Source organism: Sinomicrobium weinanense (assembly GCF_018863395.1).
GTDB lineage: Bacteria > Bacteroidota > Bacteroidia > Flavobacteriales > Flavobacteriaceae > Sinomicrobium > Sinomicrobium weinanense.
In genome coordinates, this window is record NZ_JAHKRR010000005.1 from 55,281 (window position 1) to 74,529 (window position 19,249).

Consider the following 19,249-nt stretch of genomic DNA (forward strand, 5'->3'; position numbering starts at 1 on the left):
TAAAATGACCTCCGCCCCCCCCATTTATCAGATAATTACAACGATTTTCTTCCTGTTAACGACAGCAGTGGGATACAGCCAGCCAACCGTTGAAAAAAATGAAAAGATCTACGCTGAGATCGATTCGCTCATAGATGCCAAGGATTATTTCCGCGCCAGGGAAAAATACATGGAAAACCTCGATCGCCTTTCCGAACTTCATCGTCTTAAAAGCGGTGTTTTCCTGGACAATGTATTTAACCATCCTGACTCCTCTATCCACAAAATGAAGTTATTGCTCACCAGGCACGCCTCCGAAATATCAGATAGCCTTAAGTTCAGGATGCTTTCCATCAATCATGTCAATTATTCCAAATTGTTCGAATATAAAAAAGCAAAGGAAACCCTGGAACGCCTGCTGGCCGAATACCCGCACTGGATGACCGGGGAAGAGGAGGAAGACCACAGGAACACCCTGGCCATATGGTCGGCCCTGGAAGATCAGCCCAAACAACAGATCGAGATCGACAACACCGTGAACCTGGAAATCACCCGGGACAAGGCACAACTGCAAAACCTCATGGTCACCCGCGATACCGTGAAACAACATTTCGTTTTCGACACCGGGGCCAACCTTTCGACCATCACTGAAACCACCGCAAAACGATTTGGTCTAGTATTGATGGATGGTATTGTAAATGTCGATGCCGCAACAGGTAACAAGATAAAATCAAGGATCGCCATAGCTCCCGAACTTTCCCTGGATGGCCTGACGGTCCGCAATGCCGTCTTCCTGGTTTTTCCGGACGAGGCCCTGGCTTTTCCACAGATAAACTACCAGATACACGGTATTATAGGGTTTCCGGTCATCGAAGGCATGAAAGAGATACAGATCACCAGGAACAACCGGTTTATTGTTCCCAAAGAACGGACTTCATCTTCGCAACGCAACCTTGCCATCGATTTCCTCACTCCCCTGATCTACCTGAAAGACAAGACCGGATGGGGTACATATGCACTGGATACAGGGGCTAAGAACAGTATGCTCTACGATATATATTTCGCGAAAAATAAAGAAGAACTCAACACCTCTTATAACGAGACTGAAGTCTCTTTTGGCGGAGTCGGCGGAATTGTCACAAAAAAAGGAATGTATATGACTTTCGAACCGGAGATCAATAACAGGACGATCGGCCTGGATTCCATCGTAGTGCTGAAAGAAGCTGTGAAACCGGACAATCACTATCTCGGTAACATAGGTCAGGACCTTATCCGAAAGTTTGAGAAAGTGACTTTTAATTTCCAGGACATGTTTATCAGGTTTGACTGACTGTGCTCCTGAGAATACATTATCCGGGATTGAATAAAGGGTTAAAAGGAGTTTGGGAGTTTTAAAGTATCTTTTTTTTGTTACCCTCATCAACTCCGAACTCCAAAACTAAAAAACTATTCCGTATTGGGTACCGGGAATTTAAAATCGTGAAATCTTCGGCCCGGGACTTCCAAGTGGTGTTAATTTTATAAATTGGGCGAAAAATCGGTTTTTACGAATAGCTATCCGTTCAGACCAACCTTGAAGTCAATGCTAATTTACCGGAAACCTGATATCGTCCGCTTTTCCTTTATGCTCGCCAGCCTTATGCTGACGGGGCTTCTCTTTTCCTGTACCGGCCTTAGGAAGGAAAAGGATAAGATAAAGATCGGCTTCTCCCAGGGCATGACCACCGACGACTGGAGAAAACAGATGAACAAATCCATGCGGCTGGAGGCCTCTTTACATGACGATGTGGACCTGGCCATACTGGATGCCGATGACGATGTGGAAAAACAGCTTACGGACATTGAGACCCTGATCCGGAACAGATCGGATATTATCATTGTATCCCCTATACAATCGCGCCCGCTTACCGCCGTAGTAGAAAAATCCGTAAAAGCGGGGATCCCGGTGATTGTCATCGACCGCAAAATTGAAAATGAACGCTATACGGCCTATATCGGGGCAGACAACATCGAGGTGGGAAGAAATGCCGGACGGTATATCGCATCCGTTATCCCCCATCACGAGGGAGGGATCAGGATCGTGGAAATAAAAGGGCTCAAAGGCTCCTCCCCGGCTTATGAAAGAAGCCTGGGATTTCGCCAGATCGTCAACCGTTTTGAAAAGCTGAAAGTTGTCGCTTCTATCGACGGAAACTGGGAAAGCGAGTCGGTAAAGGCCCCTTTGAGAAATATCCTGAAACAGGACAAAGATATCGATTATGTATTCTGTCACAACGACCGCATGGCCCTCAGTGCCTGGGAAGTGGCCCGGGAAAAAGGTGTGGAAAACAAGATAAAATTCATCGGTGTAGACGGGCTCAACACCCGGAACGGCGGTATACAACTGGTGCAGGACAAGGTCTTACAGGCCACCATCTTCTATCCCACAGGAGGGAACGAGGCCATAAAACTTGCCCTTAAGATCCTGAATAAAGATCCCGTATCGAAAAACAATATACTGGGCACCACTGTGATCGACTCCGTAAACGCAGACATCATGAAAAACCAGCTGGACAAGATAGACCTCCAGCAGGCCAGTATAGAAAACCAACTGCATAAACTCTCCGAACAGGAAAAAAAATATGCCACCCAAACCAATCTCATTAAGATACTGACCTTTTCCCTGGTGCTTATCCTGTCACTTGCACTGTACAGTATTTATTCTACTTACGTGATAAGCAAGAAGAAAAAACTGCTGGAACTTCAAAGCGAAAAGATCACCCTTCAGCAAAACGAAATAGAAAAGATCACCGGGCAGGAATTCCGTACCAGACTCGACACCATTATAGAGCAGCACCTGGATAACCCGCAGTTTACGGTGGAAGAACTCGCCCAAAGGCTAAATCTGTCGCGTGTGCAGCTCTACCGTAAAATAAAAGGGATGTTCGGTATAAGCGTCAATGAGTACATCAGTGGCATAAGGCTTGAAAAATCCAGGGAAATGCTCCGGAAGACTTCCCTGAACATTGCCGAAGTTGCTTATGCTTGCGGCTTTTCTTCCCCCAACTATTTTTCTACTTCTTTTAAGAACAAATACGGTATCACCCCAAAAGAATACAAGAACAATCCGTAGTTCCCGATACGGTTTTCCGTGATCCTCGTGGCCGACCTGTCCTTTTCAGTTTTTCCAACCAGATTTCCACATGAAATACCCTTACTCCGATAAGGTCAAACTAAAATTCGAATAATTCATCATTAAGAACGTGTTAAAACCATGTAACCTCAGTATAATTTGTGTTACCTGAGTGTAACTATATCGTTGTAGTACATGATTTATAAAAAATAAAGCCCTTGATTTGCAACGATTTAAAAAAATAAAGGCATAAAAAATCAAAAACGAAATAATTTGCAACATCATTAAACATAAACCTTGTTTTTTAAGAATAGTTTAGCATTCATCACAATAAATTACAAGATGAATAAAATTATTCTTTGGTCTGTTACGGCTGCATTGGCCGGTTTCCTGTTCGGGTTTGACACCGTGGTGATTTCGGGAGCTGATAAACAATTACAATTATTATGGAAGTCCTCCGATGCCTTTCACGGTTCGGTGGTCATGGCCATGGCTTTGTGGGGTACGGTGGTCGGCGCCCTGTTCGGCGGAATACCTACCAACAGGATAGGCAGAAAAAACACCCTGCTGTTGATAGGGGTGCTCTATCTGGCTTCTTCTCTCGGTTCTGCCCTGGCCAATGATCCTTATACCTTTGCTTTTTTCCGGTTTATCGGGGGATTGGGCGTGGGGGCATCGACCATTGCTGCACCTGCCTACGTATCGGAAATTGCCCCTGCAAAAAAACGGGGCCGGCTGGTATCTCTTTATCAATTTAATATTGTGCTGGGCATCTTGATCGCCTTCATCTCTAACTACCTGCTCAGAGACACAGGCCATAACTCCTGGCGCTGGATGATGGGAGTGGAAACCTTCCCTGCCCTGATATACCTCCTTTTTGCATTCAACCTGCCCAAAAGCCCGAGATGGCTTATTTCCAAAAAACGGATAGACAATGCCAAAACAGTACTAAAATTTATTAACCCCGACAAAGATGCCGAACATTTAATCGAAGAGATCCGGAAAGGGTCGGAGACAGAAGATAGCGGGGAAAGCATACTCATGAAAAAATACAGGTTTCCGCTTATCCTTGCCTTTCTCATTGCCATGTTCAACCAGCTATCTGGAATAAATGCCTTTCTGTACTATGCCCCCAGAATATTCGAGGAAGCCGGACTGGCACAGAATACAGCCCTACTGAGTAGCGTAGGTATAGGGTTGGTGAACCTGTTGTTCACGCTTTTAGGGGTGATGCTTATAGATAAGCTGGGCAGAAAGCCCCTGTTGCTGTATGGTTCATTCGGCTATATCCTGTCGCTTTCCATGGTCACGGCCGCATTTTATTTTGACTGGGGCGGATATTCGGTGCCCTTGTCACTGTTTTTATTCATCGCATCGCATGCCGTAGGCCAGGGAGCTGTGATCTGGGTTTATATTTCCGAAATATTCCCCAATCACCTGAGGTCATCCGGGCAGGCTTTCGGATCGTCTGTACACTGGGTGCTTGCCGCTGTTATCCCCTCGCTTATTCCCATGCTTTTCGGCGCCATCGGTGCCTGGCCGGTGTTTATGTTCTTTACGGTAATGATGGCGATGCAACTTCTCTTTGTATGGTTCGTCATGCCGGAGACCAAGGGAATTTCCCTGGAGAACATACAATTACGGATCAGAAGTCAGAAGTCGGAAGTTAAAAGTTAGAGGTATTGAAGGGGGGGGCACAGGGGGGTGTTTTCGCCAACCTGATAAAAACCTGAAACTACAAAAACGATAAAACAACAAATCAATCAATCCCTATGAAAAAAACAGTAATAACCAAAGCAGCTATACTTCCTGCCTTCCTGTTCTTTCTCATCGCATGCGGTCAGAAGAACGGGAAAAAGGAAGCGACGGATTCCGGCGTTCCTGTTGCCGGAGAAGAAGAACGTTACAGACCAAATTTTCACTTCACGCCCAAAGAAAAGTGGATGAACGACCCTAACGGCATGTTCTATTACAACGGGTATTACCACCTTTTCTTCCAGCACTATCCCGATTCTACCGTCTGGGGACCTATGCACTGGGGGCATGCAGTAAGCACGGACCTATTGAACTGGAAAGAGCTTCCCATAGCCCTCTATCCCGGTGAAGAAGGATATATTTTTTCGGGAAGTGCCGTGGTAGATCACGAAAACACATCCGGGCTTAGTACTAACGACGCTCCTCCTGTGGTCGCCATGTATACCATTCACGATCCTGAAAAGGAGGATAAAGACCAGGTCGATGTGGAGACCCAGGGCATTGCGTACAGTACGGATGAAGGCATGACCTGGACCAAATACCGGGATAACCCGGTGATACAAAACCCGGGAATACGGGATTTCCGCGATCCGAAAGTGGTACGTGACACCATTCGAAACCAGTGGATCATGGTCCTTGCAGCCCAGGACAGGGCCAAGTTCTATCGTTCTGACAACCTTAAAGACTGGGAATTCCTTTCGGATTTCGGAGTGAACACAGGCGCACACGGTGGCGTCTGGGAATGCCCGGACTTTTTTCCGCTGACCGCAGGGGGCACCGGCGAAACCAAATGGGTACTGCTCCAGAGCCTCAATCCGGGAGGGCCTAACAGTGGTTCGGCTACCCAGTATTTCATCGGGGATTTTGACGGTACCACCTTTACACTCGATCCTGAATTTGAAGTCGAATTAAACAAAAGAAAAGCCTTCTGGATAGACTACGGCAAGGATAACTATGCCGGGGTCACCTGGTCCGGCATTCCCGGCAGTGACGGCAGAAAGCTCTTTATCGGGTGGATGTCTAACTGGGAATACGCTCAGGAGGTCCCCACCACAGCCTGGAGAAGCGCCATGACCCTTCCCAGGGAATTACAGCTCGTCAAAAGCGGGACTGCCTATCAACTGGTCTCCCAACCCATCCGGGAACTGAAGGACTTCCGCGCCAAAGCCATTAAAAAACAGAATATCGCCCTGGATGCCCCATTCGTGTATCGCAGTGAAAAAGGCCCTGCCCTGAGCAGTACCGAAATCAAACTCACCCTCGAAGGGCTTGGCGACAGTACTTACAGATTTGAGCTGTACAATACCGGGGGAGATACACTTTCTTTCGGACTGAATAACGCCAAAAAAGAATTCTTTATGGACAGGAGAAAGGCCGGGCAAACAGATTTCTCTGAAAAATTTGCAGCTAAAATATCCACCGCCCCCCGCTTCTCTTCGGCCGATACACTCGACATGCACATCATATTGGATAAAACCTCCGCCGAGGTCTTTTACGACAACGGCACAACAGTCATGACAGAGGTATTCTTCCTCAAAGCCCCTTTTGACACTTTTAGCCTCAATGCCGGGGACCCCGGATCTACCGTGAAATCGATAGCCATTCACCAATTAAAATTCAATTAACCAGAAAAACCAAAACGCATGAAACGATTATTGTTTTGCCTTCTGCTTCTGGCACAAGGCTACCTGTTTGCGCAGGAAACCCAGGTAAGCGGTACGGTGACCTCTTCGGAGGACGGGCTTCCCCTCCCCGGGGCTTCCATCCTCGTACAGGGGACCACAAAAGGGACCGTGACCGATTTTGACGGCAATTACAGCCTGGACAATGTTCCGGCCGATGCTACACTGGTGTTCAGCTATGTAGGCTTTGTAACACAGGAGATCCCCCTGAACGGACAAACACAGGTGGACATTGCCCTGGAAACGGACTCACAGCAACTGGACGAAGTGGTCATTGTTGGATACACCCAGGAACGAAAAGTGGAAATGACCGGAGCCATCTCGGTAGTAGACCTGGCTCCCCTCGAAGGACAAAGCATGAGTTCGGGGAGTACAATGCAGGCCCTTCAGGGACGTGTTCCCGGCCTGTTTGTGGAAAAATCGGGAGACCCGACGGGGGCCAGCAACCGTATCCTTATCCGGGGGGTCAGTACCCTGGGGGACAACAACCCGCTTTACGTCATTGACGGGGTGCCCACCGTACGTCCGGAAGTCTTTGCCAGCATCAATCCCAGCACCATAGAATCTGTCCAGGTCCTAAAGGATGCTTCCGCTTCTTCCGTATACGGGGCCAGAGCAGCAAACGGGGTCATCGTGATCAGTACCAAAAACAGGTCCAGAGGTGAAGGTGAAAAATTTACTGTAAATATAAATTCCAACATCTCCGTACTTTCCGAAAAGAAACAGCGCTACGATATGCTCAACGCCCGGCAGAGAGGTGAAGTACTGTGGCGTGCCTCGGTAAACGACGGTGCCGACCCTAACAATGCCTTCGGGGAAATATATGATTTTGACTGGAACGGCGACCTCAGCAATCCGGTGCTCAACAGTGTTGCCGTACAACCTTATGTGGGCGGGAACACCGACGTTCCCGCAGGAGATACGGACTGGCAAAAAGAAACCTACGAAACCGGATATGTGTACAATAATGACGTCAGCATTTCCGGAGGAACGGACAAATCGTTCATGCTGCTTAATCTCGGGTACCTGAAAAACACCGGTATCCTGAAATATACCGGTTATGAACGCTATTCGGCCAAATTTAACGGAAATATCAAACTCTTTGACGACAAGGTAAAAGTGGGGGTCAACACCCAGTTCTATACTTCAAACGAAACCCTGGCCTCTCCCGATGTGGGAAGTGCTCCAACACCCGGGCTTGCCATTACCCTTGCACCTACCCTGCCCGTGTTTACCAGCACCGGGGAATACGCGGGACCTCTCGGCTCCGGTTATTCCGACCGGAACAACCCTGTGTACATGCAGTATATCAACCGTTGGGACAATACCAAAAGGACCACGTTCTTCGGAAATGTATTTGCCGAAATAAACATCCTCAAAAACCTGACGTTCCGTACTTCCCTGGGGATCGACCACAACCGCTTTCACCGGAAAGATATAGAAACCACTGTGGATAACGGTTTTATTACAAGGGCTACCAACAGGCTCACCCATGACACTAATGACTATTCGAGCCTTACGTTTACCAACACCCTTAATTACAACCTGGAGACAGGAGACCATAAAATAGGGGTATTACTCGGTACGGAAGCCATAAAAACAGACCTGAATTCCATCAGGTCCTCGGCCCAGGACTTCGCCATAGAGACCGAGGACTACTTTACGCTAGGTGCCGCCTCCGGAAAACGCACCACGGACGGTACCGTAAGCGGAAGCCGGTTATGGTCGTTATTCGGAAAAGTAAACTACGCCTTTGCCGGTAAATACCTGGCTTCCTTTACCCTGCGAAGGGACGGTTCTTCCCGTTTCGGGGAAGACAACCGCTACGGGTACTTCCCGGCCGCAACCGCAGGATGGCGTATTAACCGGGAAAACTTTCTCAGTGAAAGCAAGCTGATATCCGACCTCAAGATCCGTGCGGGTTATGGTAAAGTGGGGAACCAGTCTATCGGGGATGTCGCCCGTTTTGGCCTCTTCGAAGCGAGATACGGCCCCAACCAGAACGTATATATGCCCGATTTCTTTAATATCTACTACAATGTAGGCACGGCTTACGACCTTAACGGGGTGAATACCGGGAACCTCCCTTCCGGCTTCGTATCCATACAGGCAGCGAACAGCGGGTTAAAATGGGAAGAGACCGGAGAAGTGAACATCGGGCTCGACTTTGGCCTGTTGCAGAATAAAATAGCCGGTTCTTTCGATTATTTCGTAAGGAATACAGAAGGTATTTTAATACAGCCTCCCGTGGCCTCGGTATTGGGTGAAGGAAAACAGCGTTTTCTGAACGGTGCCTCTACCCGTACCAAAGGATGGGAATTGTCTCTCGCTTATTCCGGCACTTATGAGAACGGTCTGTATTTTGCCGTATCCACCAACTTCGGGGCTTTTAAGGACGAGATCACCGAGCTACCCGAAAAGGTAAGAACAGCATATCCCGGAACTGCTGAAAATTCCATTGTCGGGCATTCCCAGTTTTCCATTTTCGGGTATAAGACCGATGGCCTCTTCCAAAGTCAGGAAGAAGTAAATGCACACGCCAGCCAGGTAGGCGCCCGGCCGGGAGGGATCAGGTTCGTGGACCTCAACAATGATGGGATCATCAATGCAAACGATCGCGACTTCCTCGGCACAACCCTCCCCGATCTCGAATACGGTATCCGTATTGACCTGGCCTACAAAAATTTCGATTTTTCGGTATTTGGCTCCGGGGTAACGGGACGTATAGGGCTTGACCCCTATATTTTCTGGAACAACTTTGTGCAGAGCCGGGAGAATGCCGGATTGGGCGTCCTCAATGCCTGGACTCCCGAAAACACCAATACGGACATCCCTTCACTGTCCCTGGTGAACAATGACAGCCAGACCTCTGATTACCTCTTCCGGAACAACTCCTACTTTAAACTCCGGAATATGCAGCTGGGATACAGCCTTCCCAAAGAACTCATCGAAAAATGGGCCGGGATGACTAACCTGCGGTTCTATGTGCAGGGTGAGAACCTGTTCTGGATCACCCCGGACAACTATATAGGATCAGATCCGGAAAGGACCGATGTCAATGCTATTCCCGTCCCCACCACTTTTTCGATGGGAGTCAATATCGGGTTTTAATGTTCCTATGATATAATGGAATCATTCGATAATGTATACACACCCGAAACGCATATATGCCTAACTGAAAAATTAAAGATAAAATGAAAACAATTCGCACCATATATTATACTTTCCTTGCAGGAGCGCTATTGACATTCGTGTCCTGCAGCAAGGATTATTTGGAATACGACCCCAAGGGCCAGGTTTCCGAAGAGGATATCGCTACTGCGGAAAATGCTGACGGACTGGTAACGGCCGCCTACGCCGGCATTGCCAATGACGAAATGATAGGCCCTCTCACCCACCTGTGGGTCTATGGAAGTGTACGCTCGGACGATGCCTATAAAGGCGGTGGCGGAAGAGGTGACGTACCCGTGGTAGACCACTACGAACAGTATAACCTTACCCGTGCCGACGATGACGACGACTGGATGGCACCGCGTACCTGGACCAATTTTTACAAGGCCATCTCCAGGGCCAATTTTGCCCTGTCCGTGATCAAAGACCTTTCTGAAGAGGAATTTCCGCAAAAAGCCATCCGGATGGCCGAACTGCGTTTTTTAAGGGGCCACTCTCATTTTATGTTGAAATTACTGTTCAAAAAAATACCCTACATCGCAGAAGGCCTCAGCGAAGAAGAAGTCCTGGAAATCTCCAACGATATGAGTAATGAGGACCTCTGGAATACCATCGCCGAAGACTTCCTGTTTGCTTTTGAAAACCTTCCGGAAACACAGGAAAATCAGCCGGGACGGGCCGACAAGAGCGCAGCAGCAGCTTACCTGGCCAAATTAAGGCTGTACCAGGCCTATGAGCAGGACGAAAATCACCAGGTTGTAAATATCAATGCTTCCAGGCTGGAAGAAGTGATCACCTATGCCAACGCCGTGTCCGGAAGCCTTGAGCCCGACTTTGCCAACAATTTTCTGGACGGCCATGACAACGGATCCGAATCGATATGGGCCGCACAATTCTCTATCAATGACGGTACGGAAGTAGGCAGGGTGAGCTTTGCTACCGGGTTAAATTCCCCTCACGGCACTGCCCTCTATGGCTGCTGTGGCTTTCACCTGCCCAGCCAGAATATGGTCAATGCATTTAAGACCGATGGGGACGGTCTGCCCTTACTGGATAATTTTAATGCCTCAGATATGGCCGACACTGAAGATTTTACCAGTGTGGACCCCCGCCTGGATCACACCATAGGTGTACCCGGTCGCCCCTTTAAATACCGGAACAAGGTAAAAGAGGATGGCGACATGATCTACAGTGCCAGCTGGGCAAGGGACCCTGGAGTTTACGGTATTTTCGGGAATATGAAAGAACAACAGGCCCCCGACTGTTCCTGTTATGTCAAGGAAGGTCCTTTTGTCGGAACTTCCAAAAACGTGGATTTTATACGTTATGCCGATGTGCTGTTATTCAAAGCCGAGGCACTTATACAGCTCAATCGCTACAATGAGGCGCTTCCTATCATCAATCAAATACGGGAAAGAGCTGCGGCAAGTATCTCCAGGCCGTTAGAAGCAGGGGCAAGCGACATCTACAATATAGAATCGTACCCCTCTTTTTCTTCCAAAGAAGAAGCGTTAAAGGCCCTGAAGTTCGAAAGAAGGCTGGAATTTGCCATGGAAGGCCACCGCTTTTTCGATCTCGTGCGATGGGGTGAGGCTGCCGAAGTACTCAATGCTTACCTCGAGGAAGAAAAGACAAAACGGGATTTCCTAGCCAATGCACAATTTACGGCAGGAAGGGACGAATACTATCCCATCCCGCAACGGGAGATCGATTTTACCGGGGGATTGTACAAGCAAAATCCCGGGTATTAACACAACAACTGTCTCTCCGAGGGTTTCGATACCCTTCGGCTGTACTCAGGGCAACGCAACTCAGCATTTGAATTTCGATACCTAACACTTAAATTTTCGTAATTTGTAACGGCAAATCTGCCGGAAATGAATAAAAAGACAAGCATGGACAAAGAAAAAAAGTTAAGGGTCATATCCTTTGGGGAAGTGTTGTGGGACTGTTTCCCCGACCGCAAAAATATCGGGGGAGCCCCGCTCAACGTAGCCTTGCGTATGCGGTCCCTGGGATGTGATGTAAACATGATAAGCTGTATCGGTAACGACGAGGACGGCAGGAAGATCAGGTCTTTTCTCGAAAAGCACGGAGTGGGTACCGTCGGTATTGCTGAAAACACCCTGCACCCTACCGGGGCGGTAAAAGTAAGCCTTAACGACCGTGGATCGGCTACATACGAGATCACCTATCCTTCAGCCTGGGACAAGATCCCCGCCACGGAGACCACCGCCCGGCTGGCGTCGGATTCCGACCTGCTGGTATATGGTAGCCTGGCCTGCCGGGACGAGCTATCCGAAAACACACTGCATACGCTGCTTTCGCACGACATACACAAGGTGTTTGACGTCAATCTCCGAAGCCCGCATTATACGGTGAATACCATCGGCAAACTTATGGACAGGGCTGATTTTATAAAATTCAACGATGACGAACTCTATGAAATTGCAGAAGCCATCGGTTCACCCTACCGTTCGCTGGAACAGAATATAACGTATATCGCCGAAAAGACCGTCACCCCGGCTATATGTGTCACCAAAGGAAGGCACGGAGCGGTATTGTGGCAAAACGGAAAATGGTATTACAACAGCGGGTACAATATCACCGTAAAAGACACGGTTGGCGCCGGCGATTCCTTCCTGGCCACCCTGCTCACTTATCTTTTCCATTATAAATCACATCCGCAGGACGCCATAAACCACGCCTGTGCTATGGGGGCCCTGGTAGCAGAAAGCAAGGGTGCCAATCCCCTGATCGATGATCTGAAACTAAAAACACTGATGCAGGGCGAAAACAAAATAAAATCCGTATAAATCCATCTGATCCGTGTCATCCGTGTGCCTTTTTTAGAGAATAGCACACCGATGACACGGATTTTACGGATATTCACAGATAAAACTGCCCTATTTTGAAATGACCTTCGCTTCTTCAGGTTGATAGGCAGGCATTTTCTCTTCAAAAATATCTTCAATACACTTTATTTCTTCGGCATAGATCGTTTTTTTGCGCATGGCAAAATACAGGGTGTTCTCTATGACCGGCTCTCCTTCCCACAGCAGTTTTATATTGCCTTTTTCCATTTCTCCCAAACATAAAAAATCCGGAAGTACGGCAAGCCCTTTGGCCCTGCTCAGGCAACGGACAATGGAGGTTTTATTGGGCACAATATAATTGCACTTAAAATCAGGGTGCTTGTTAAAATTCACATTCCAGAATCTTCTCAACTGCTCCATATCGCCTGTGGTTCCATACCATGTTTGTTGCTTCAGCCAGTCCCGGGCCCTGTTCAGGTCGCCCTCTTCGAGCAAGGCCTCAAAACCATCCGTATCGGTATCCCTTCCGGCCACCAGTACGATCTTTTCCTTCGAAAAGGCCCTGTATTCTATATTCTTGTCCGAGCCTTTACGTGAGCTCACCACCAGGTCCAGTATCCCCTTGTCCAGGTCATTCAGCGCATCCTTGTATTCTACAAATTTTATGATGACATCAAAGGGCAAAGACGAAATATAAGGCTCCACCGTGTACTGGAATGTTTCCATACACATCCCTATACTGATGGTGGGCTTGTCCTTTTCCGTACTCTTTCGGAAGCATTGCTCGGCATCTTCGAGCTTGGTGATAGCTTCCTTGATGTGATTGTATAATACTTTTCCCCTTTCCGTAGGGACCATTCTCCGGGAAGAACGATCAAACAGTTTGTACCCCGTATATGCCTCCAGCGAACCCAAATGAAGGCTCACTCCCGGCTGGGAAGCGTAAAGTGCCTGGGCAGCCCCGGTAAGCGTTCCTGTTTCATAGATCGCCTTAAAAGTCCTGTACCATTCCAGATTGACCATATCTTTATACATCATAATTATGATACAAATATATGATTTATATTATTTTTATAATACATTAAACGCTCCTAATTTTGTCCTGTAAAATAAAAATGCCGGAAGTCAGAAGTAGATTTGATTTACAACTCAAACTTCGACCTGTCATCCCGAGCGTAGTCGAGGGACAGACTTCCGACCTAAAAAAACTCTTATGAAAAAGATATTCATTATTAACGGCGGACAAAAATTTGAACAATCCGGAGGCAGGTTTAACGAAACCCTGACCCGCATATCCTCCGATTTTTTTAAAGACAAAGAAGGATTTGAAGTAAAGACCACAGATATAAACGAAAGCTACCGCCCCAAAGAGGAAGCCGAAAAATTCGTCTGGGCAGATGTTGTCATTTATCACATGCCTGTCTGGTGGTTTCAGATACCTCATAAATTAAAAGAATACCTCGATCACGTTTTGGAACACGGGAAGGTTTACGGTGGTGATGGCCGCTCTTCAGCAAATCCCGCCATCAATTACGGTACCGGCGGCCTGCTTCAGGGGAAAAAATATATGGTCACCACCAGCTGGAACGCTCCCAAGGAAGCCTTTACCCTGCCCGGGGAATTTTTCGGCCAGAAAAGTGTGGACGAGGGTATTTTGTTCGGTTTCCACCGGATGAATGCCTTTATCGGCATGGAGGCACTGGAAGGTATTCACTTTCACGATATCGTTAAAAACGGAAATGTGGAACGGGATATGGCCGCTTATAAGGCTCATCTGGAAAAAGTGTTCTCCCCGATAAAGAGCCTTGTGTTGAAAGATTGAATGAGATTGAAGGGATTGATTTAAGGACGTTTCTATCTCCATCAACCTTCCGACGTAGTCGGATCAATCTGCTATCAATCTTTTAACCGATGGTTTTCCATCAATATAATTTTGCCATATACAAACTAAATAATACAGTATAGTGAAAAAGAGCTTATTATCCTTAGCACTGGGAGGCCTGGGCATCGGTGTCACCGAATTTACCATTATGGGGATGCTCCCCGACGTGGCCAAAGACCTCGATATTTCTATCCCGGTCGCAGGTTACCTTATCTCAGCCTATGCCCTGGGGGTAGTGATCGGTGCGCCCCTGCTCGTGGTGAGTATGGACAGGTTTTCCCCGAAAAAGACATTGATCCTTTTAATGGTCTTGTTCACCGTCTTTAACGGTGTGTCCATTATTGCCCCGGACTATGAACTTCTCCTGTTATCGCGGTTTGTTTCCGGGCTTCCGCACGGGGCCTTTTTCGGGGTAGGTTCCGTAGTGGCCAGCAGGCTGGCCGATAAAGGCAAGGAAGCCCGTGCTGTGGCTATGATGTTCTCAGGGCTTACGGTGGCCAATCTGCTCGGTGTTCCGCTGGGAACCTATATCGGACATCATTTTTCCTGGCGGTATACCTTTTTGCTGATCGCCCTGATCGGGCTGGTCACTATGCTTGCGCTAAGGTTCTGGATGCCCGCAATGGAACCGCGTAAAAACGCTAACAATCCCTGGAAGGATTTTGCCATTTTCCGGGATAGCAATGTCTGGTTTATGGTATTGATATTTTCGGTAGCACCGGGTGCGCTTTTCGCATGGATAAGCTATATTGCCCCGTTGATGACCGAAGTATCGGGCATTGCAGAAATGCATCTGCCCTATATTATGATACTCGCCGGATTCGGGATGTTTGTGGGAAACCTCATCGGAGGAAAACTCTCCGATGCCTTTTCCCCTTCTGCAACTGTTATGGCCATACTGGGATTACAGATATTGTGTATGATCCTTATTTACTATACCGCCTTTCTTCCGTGGGCATCACTGATCATGACCTTTTTTACAGGAGTAACCACTTTTGCCATTGTACCGCCGCTTACGGTATTACTGCTTAACTCGGTAAGAAGCGAGGCCGAAATGCTGGTGGCTTCACTGGGCCCGGCCTGTTTTAACATCGCCAATGCATTAGGCGCATTCTTCGGGGGTATTCCCATTGATATGGGCTATGGCTATACTTCCCCGGCATGGGTGGGAGTTGTGATGGCGACAGCCGGTATCTTTATATCTCTGATGTATTTAAGGAGGAACAGAGGGGAAGTCCGAAGACAGAAGTCGGAAGTTAGAAGTAAGTCGGGGGTCTGGTAAAATGATTTTACTTCCGACTTCGGATAAAAAATAAAATATGGAAATTTAGTCAACCTGAATCATTATGGCTGAATAATACGACTAAAGGGCCCCTGCCGATTAAAGATGATATTTTCGTTTTTTATTCTTTTATCAAATGCTTTGTCGTTTCTTTCCCGTTTATATGAAACCGGACGATGTACTGCCCCATCTTTAACCGGGAAATATCCACCGGTTCATCGGGTCTTACGGCCATCGCGGGTATGACCATTCGTCCGGACATATCGTAAACGGTCATCCTGGCTTTTTGGGCATCGAACTGCAAACGGAGATCACCGGATGCCGGGTTCGGGTAAAGTATAGCATTGGTTCCCTGTCCGGATGTGTTTTCGGTGCGCACCGTAATGGTCCGGCCTGCGGAATATAACTGGTTTCGGGGTATGATCTCTTTGGGCTGGGAATCATTCGACCACCGCAGCCTGCAATTGGCACCTCCGTAATTTTCAAAATATTCGAGCCTGATGTCGTATCGTTGTCCGGCTTCGAGTGTAATGGTCCCGGAATATTCCACATCCCAGTCGTCGATCCACTTATCGATAATAAGTTCCCCGTTCACCCAGAGCCGCCTGCCGTTATCGCTGGTCACATAAAACGTATATTCCCCGGAATACCGCGGCTCTACTTTTCCGGTCCATCTTACGGAATAGCCGTCCGTATCCACTCCACTACCGGGAGAGCCTTCGCCCCAGTCGAAATCGATATCGGGATCGACCCGGGAAAAGACATGAGTGTCGAATTCCATACCGTTGTAGTAATCGCCCGTAAGCCCGTCACCATTGCCGACCGGCGGAGCGGAGATCAGTTCCCATACAGCAGAGGCCTGCCCGGTATCGGTGAACTGCACGACATTGGCTTCAGGGGCCGTGCTCTCCCCTGCTATGGCAATGACCTTTCCGCTTATTACGGAAATGAATTTGTAATACCGGCCGTTGACAGGGATGGCAATAAACTGCTGGTTCAGGGCTTCGTAATTTGTTCGCTGGGAAATATTGGCATTATCGTCGTAATCCGATTGTTCCACATCGAGACATTTGGCGCTGTGATATGCGGTTATGGTATATACGCCATTGCCGAGATGCTTCAGGTTAAAGGTCTGGTTGGCCTGGTTGTTTTTATGCCAAAGCTGGGCATTCGCCCCATCGGAAACACCGCCGAGGCCTCCCCTTACATCGAGGAATAAGCCACTGTTTATGTTTTTCAGGGAATATGTCCCGCCGAGCCCGGTCTCACCGTTGGCTACCACTTTTACAGAACTTGTCCGGTTCTTCCAGTTCCCCAGGCAACCATTATTCACCGTCAGTGTTTTGGATGCTCCTTTAAAGTTGTCATCTTCATAAAGTATCACTTTGTAGCCTTTGGCAATTTTTAACGAAGCGATCTCATCATCCCGGAAGCCTTTCAGTTCCAGGTCGGCCAGTTTGTATTGGCCTATGGGCAGCCCGGCGTGAAACCCATTGTAGTCGCAATGTTCGTAGAAGGTCACCGGGCCTTCGGAAACATCCGGCCTGCTGTACAACTGTGCCCGGGGTATTGTTTCGCGCATTTGGGAGGAACTTTCCCATTCCAGGTAGCAAAAGGCCTCGCCGTTGCCTTCGCCATATTCCAGAGAAATATCGTATTTCTCCCCGGCCGCAAGGGTAATGGTACCGCTACGGGTATAGCCCCCCTGAGTTTCGTAATCGTCGATAAGCACCTGTCCGTTTACCGTAAGTTTTGCCCCGTCATCGGAATATACGTAAAATGTATATGCTTCGTCATACAGCGGTTGCACCTGGCCGGACCATCTTACGGAAAACTGATCTGTGCCCAAAGATTCATCGGGAGTACCGGTTGCCCAGTCGAAATCCACGGTGGGGTCTGTTTTGCTGTATTTGAGTTCATCCCGGTGATACCCGTTGTAATATTCGGCTTTCAGGCCATTTCCGGTACCTGCTGGTAATCTGCCGAGATTCTTTTTGACAAGCCATACAAATTCATCCGGGGCCACAACCCGTACATTTGGCCCCAGGCGGCTGATACATTCCAGTACATCATCCACTCCCCTGGACCACACATGAACGGGAATAAGGCTGTAACCGTCTTCGGAATAAATATCGGTAGAGGCCTGGTTGAGCTGTTCGGCAAGCGATCCGGGAGAGGAAAGCGTACCCCAGAGGGTATACCTTCCGCCGATGGACGGTTTTCCGTTGTACCAGTCTATCTGTCCCTGCCTTCCCGTGTAGTTGGCTCCGTAGCTGTAATAGAACAGGGCGTCGATGTTGTCCTGTTTGAGGTAGGCAGAAGGGTCGTTATCACTGTCGTCTGCATCGATGATATTCACGATGCGGAGGTCTGCCCTCTTCATATAATTGTTCAGCAGGCTGCATTCTTCTTCAAGGTCTGCATCGGGGTAACGGCCGGGCAGGTGATAGCCCCTTCCGGAGGGCCCGGCGATGAGCACATTTCTTCCTTCAGGTGTAGTCAGGGTATTGTCCACATATTTTTCGTAAACTATGGGAGCCAGTTCTGCAAGAGCGGGAGAAGTGGTCCATCCCAGGTTGACCCGTGCCCGGTTGGGATTGTTCCAGCTTGTAGGGCTATCGTGCGAACCGAGAAGCCATTGTACGTTATCACCATCAGATATGACAAAGCATACGGTATGGACATCGGGCACGGTTTCAAAGGCCTTGACAGGGTCCTTCTGACGGAAGGTTTCCTTTACCGGGGGAATATTGGTCAGTGCCGACATATTCGGCGCCCAGTCCGACGGGTGTATCACACCGGAATGCAAAGACAGTTGTTCCACGGTTTCGTATTCCCCGGCCCCCCATCCGAAATAGGTGGCTCCCTTGTCCATGCGCTTGTAAACACTGTCGGCCAGTGTCCCGGTAGCCGAATCGTCCCAGAACTGGAATGCCCCGGTATACGTGCTGTAATCTGCCAGGTGATTTACCCGGTCGTCGGAACTCTGTTGATAAGAGGCTATGGTACGGCTGAACAGATCGCCATAGTTGGCCAGCACCCACGACTCGTCCTTTTCGCGCACGTCCAGCAGGCGTGTAAGCCCTGCATCGATGGCCGTCTGTTCTATATCTTCGGGAATGGCCACGGCATTCATCACCCCAGCGAGCGAAATGGCCGCGTTGGTAGACCGGTCTTTCGGATGGCACAGGATGTACCCGTCCAACCTATCGGAAAAACGGGCCAGCAGACCGGGGAAATCGGTATAGTAGGTATCGTCTATTATTACTCCTGCGTTCTCTACGAGTGTACGGTGGCCATAGATATCCCGTAAAATTTCGGGTTTATCCTTGGCGATAACGCCCATTAGGGTTTGTAGGGCCACCCGTTCAGAGGGGGAGTAGTTCTCGGAAGTGAGAAACAAACGGTCGGGCACTGCCGAAAAGGGATAGGGGCTTCCTTCTACCCTGGGTATCGTTTGTGCTTCCGTATACAGGAAAGACAAAACCCCGGTAATGAGGCTGTAAAGTAGTTTTTTTTTCATGGTATTTGGTTTTGATCGGTTAAGTTTTTTATTCGAAATTCAAAGCA

The 19,249-nt window shown here is 48.5% G+C and carries 11 protein-coding genes; 9 read left to right on the forward strand and 2 right to left on the reverse strand.

Features of this window, described 5'->3' with window-relative positions:
• Positions 1-4: 4 nt before the first annotated feature.
• The 7 genes from KN811_RS15320 (at position 5) to KN811_RS15350 (ending at position 12,515) form a co-directional block, all read left to right on the forward strand.
• Positions 5-1,309, forward strand: a complete 1,305-nt coding sequence (locus KN811_RS15320) for a retropepsin-like aspartic protease (RefSeq protein WP_187965263.1) — start codon at positions 5-7, stop codon at positions 1,307-1,309.
• 252 nt (positions 1,310-1,561) lie between these two features.
• A complete protein-coding gene (locus KN811_RS15325) occupies positions 1,562-3,091 on the forward strand; it encodes an AraC family transcriptional regulator (RefSeq protein WP_187965264.1) in 1,530 nt (509 codons plus the stop codon).
• A 342-nt stretch (positions 3,092-3,433) separates the two neighbouring features.
• Positions 3,434-4,768 (forward strand): sugar porter family MFS transporter, encoded by a 1,335-nt coding sequence (locus KN811_RS15330; RefSeq protein WP_187965265.1) that lies wholly within the window; start codon positions 3,434-3,436, stop codon positions 4,766-4,768.
• Positions 4,769-4,863: 95 nt separating this feature from the next.
• Positions 4,864-6,471: a glycoside hydrolase family 32 protein gene (locus tag KN811_RS15335; RefSeq protein ID WP_187965266.1), complete on the forward strand. Its 1,608-nt coding sequence runs from the start codon at positions 4,864-4,866 to the stop codon at positions 6,469-6,471.
• An 18-nt stretch (positions 6,472-6,489) separates the two neighbouring features.
• Complete coding sequence (locus KN811_RS15340) at positions 6,490-9,639, forward strand: SusC/RagA family TonB-linked outer membrane protein (RefSeq protein ID WP_187965267.1); 3,150 nt, start codon at positions 6,490-6,492, stop codon at positions 9,637-9,639.
• A gap of 83 nt (positions 9,640-9,722) precedes the next feature.
• Positions 9,723-11,450, forward strand: coding sequence for a RagB/SusD family nutrient uptake outer membrane protein (locus tag KN811_RS15345; RefSeq protein ID WP_187966235.1), 1,728 nt, complete (start codon positions 9,723-9,725; stop codon positions 11,448-11,450).
• Between the two features lie 144 nt (positions 11,451-11,594).
• Positions 11,595-12,515: a carbohydrate kinase family protein gene (locus KN811_RS15350; RefSeq protein ID WP_187966236.1), complete on the forward strand. Its 921-nt coding sequence runs from the start codon at positions 11,595-11,597 to the stop codon at positions 12,513-12,515.
• Between the two features lie 90 nt (positions 12,516-12,605).
• Here the strand turns inward: KN811_RS15350 and KN811_RS15355 are convergent, their stop codons facing one another.
• A complete protein-coding gene (locus KN811_RS15355) occupies positions 12,606-13,553 on the reverse strand; it encodes a LysR family transcriptional regulator (RefSeq protein WP_247716520.1) in 948 nt (315 codons plus the stop codon).
• Positions 13,554-13,728: 175 nt separating this feature from the next.
• On the opposite strand from KN811_RS15355, the gene KN811_RS15360 reads away from it, so the two are divergent.
• Entirely contained in the window at positions 13,729-14,337 is a 609-nt protein-coding gene (locus KN811_RS15360; protein WP_187966237.1) for an NAD(P)H-dependent oxidoreductase, read from the forward strand.
• 142 nt (positions 14,338-14,479) lie between these two features.
• Positions 14,480-15,679 carry an MFS transporter gene (locus KN811_RS15365; protein WP_187966238.1) on the forward strand — a complete coding sequence of 400 codons (1,200 nt, stop codon included), beginning with the start codon at positions 14,480-14,482 and terminating at the stop codon, positions 15,677-15,679.
• 121 nt (positions 15,680-15,800) lie between these two features.
• Here the strand turns inward: KN811_RS15365 and KN811_RS15370 are convergent, their stop codons facing one another.
• Entirely contained in the window at positions 15,801-19,202 is a 3,402-nt protein-coding gene (locus KN811_RS15370) for a PA14 domain-containing protein (protein WP_187966239.1), read from the reverse strand.
• Between the last annotated feature and the right edge of the window lie 47 nt (positions 19,203-19,249).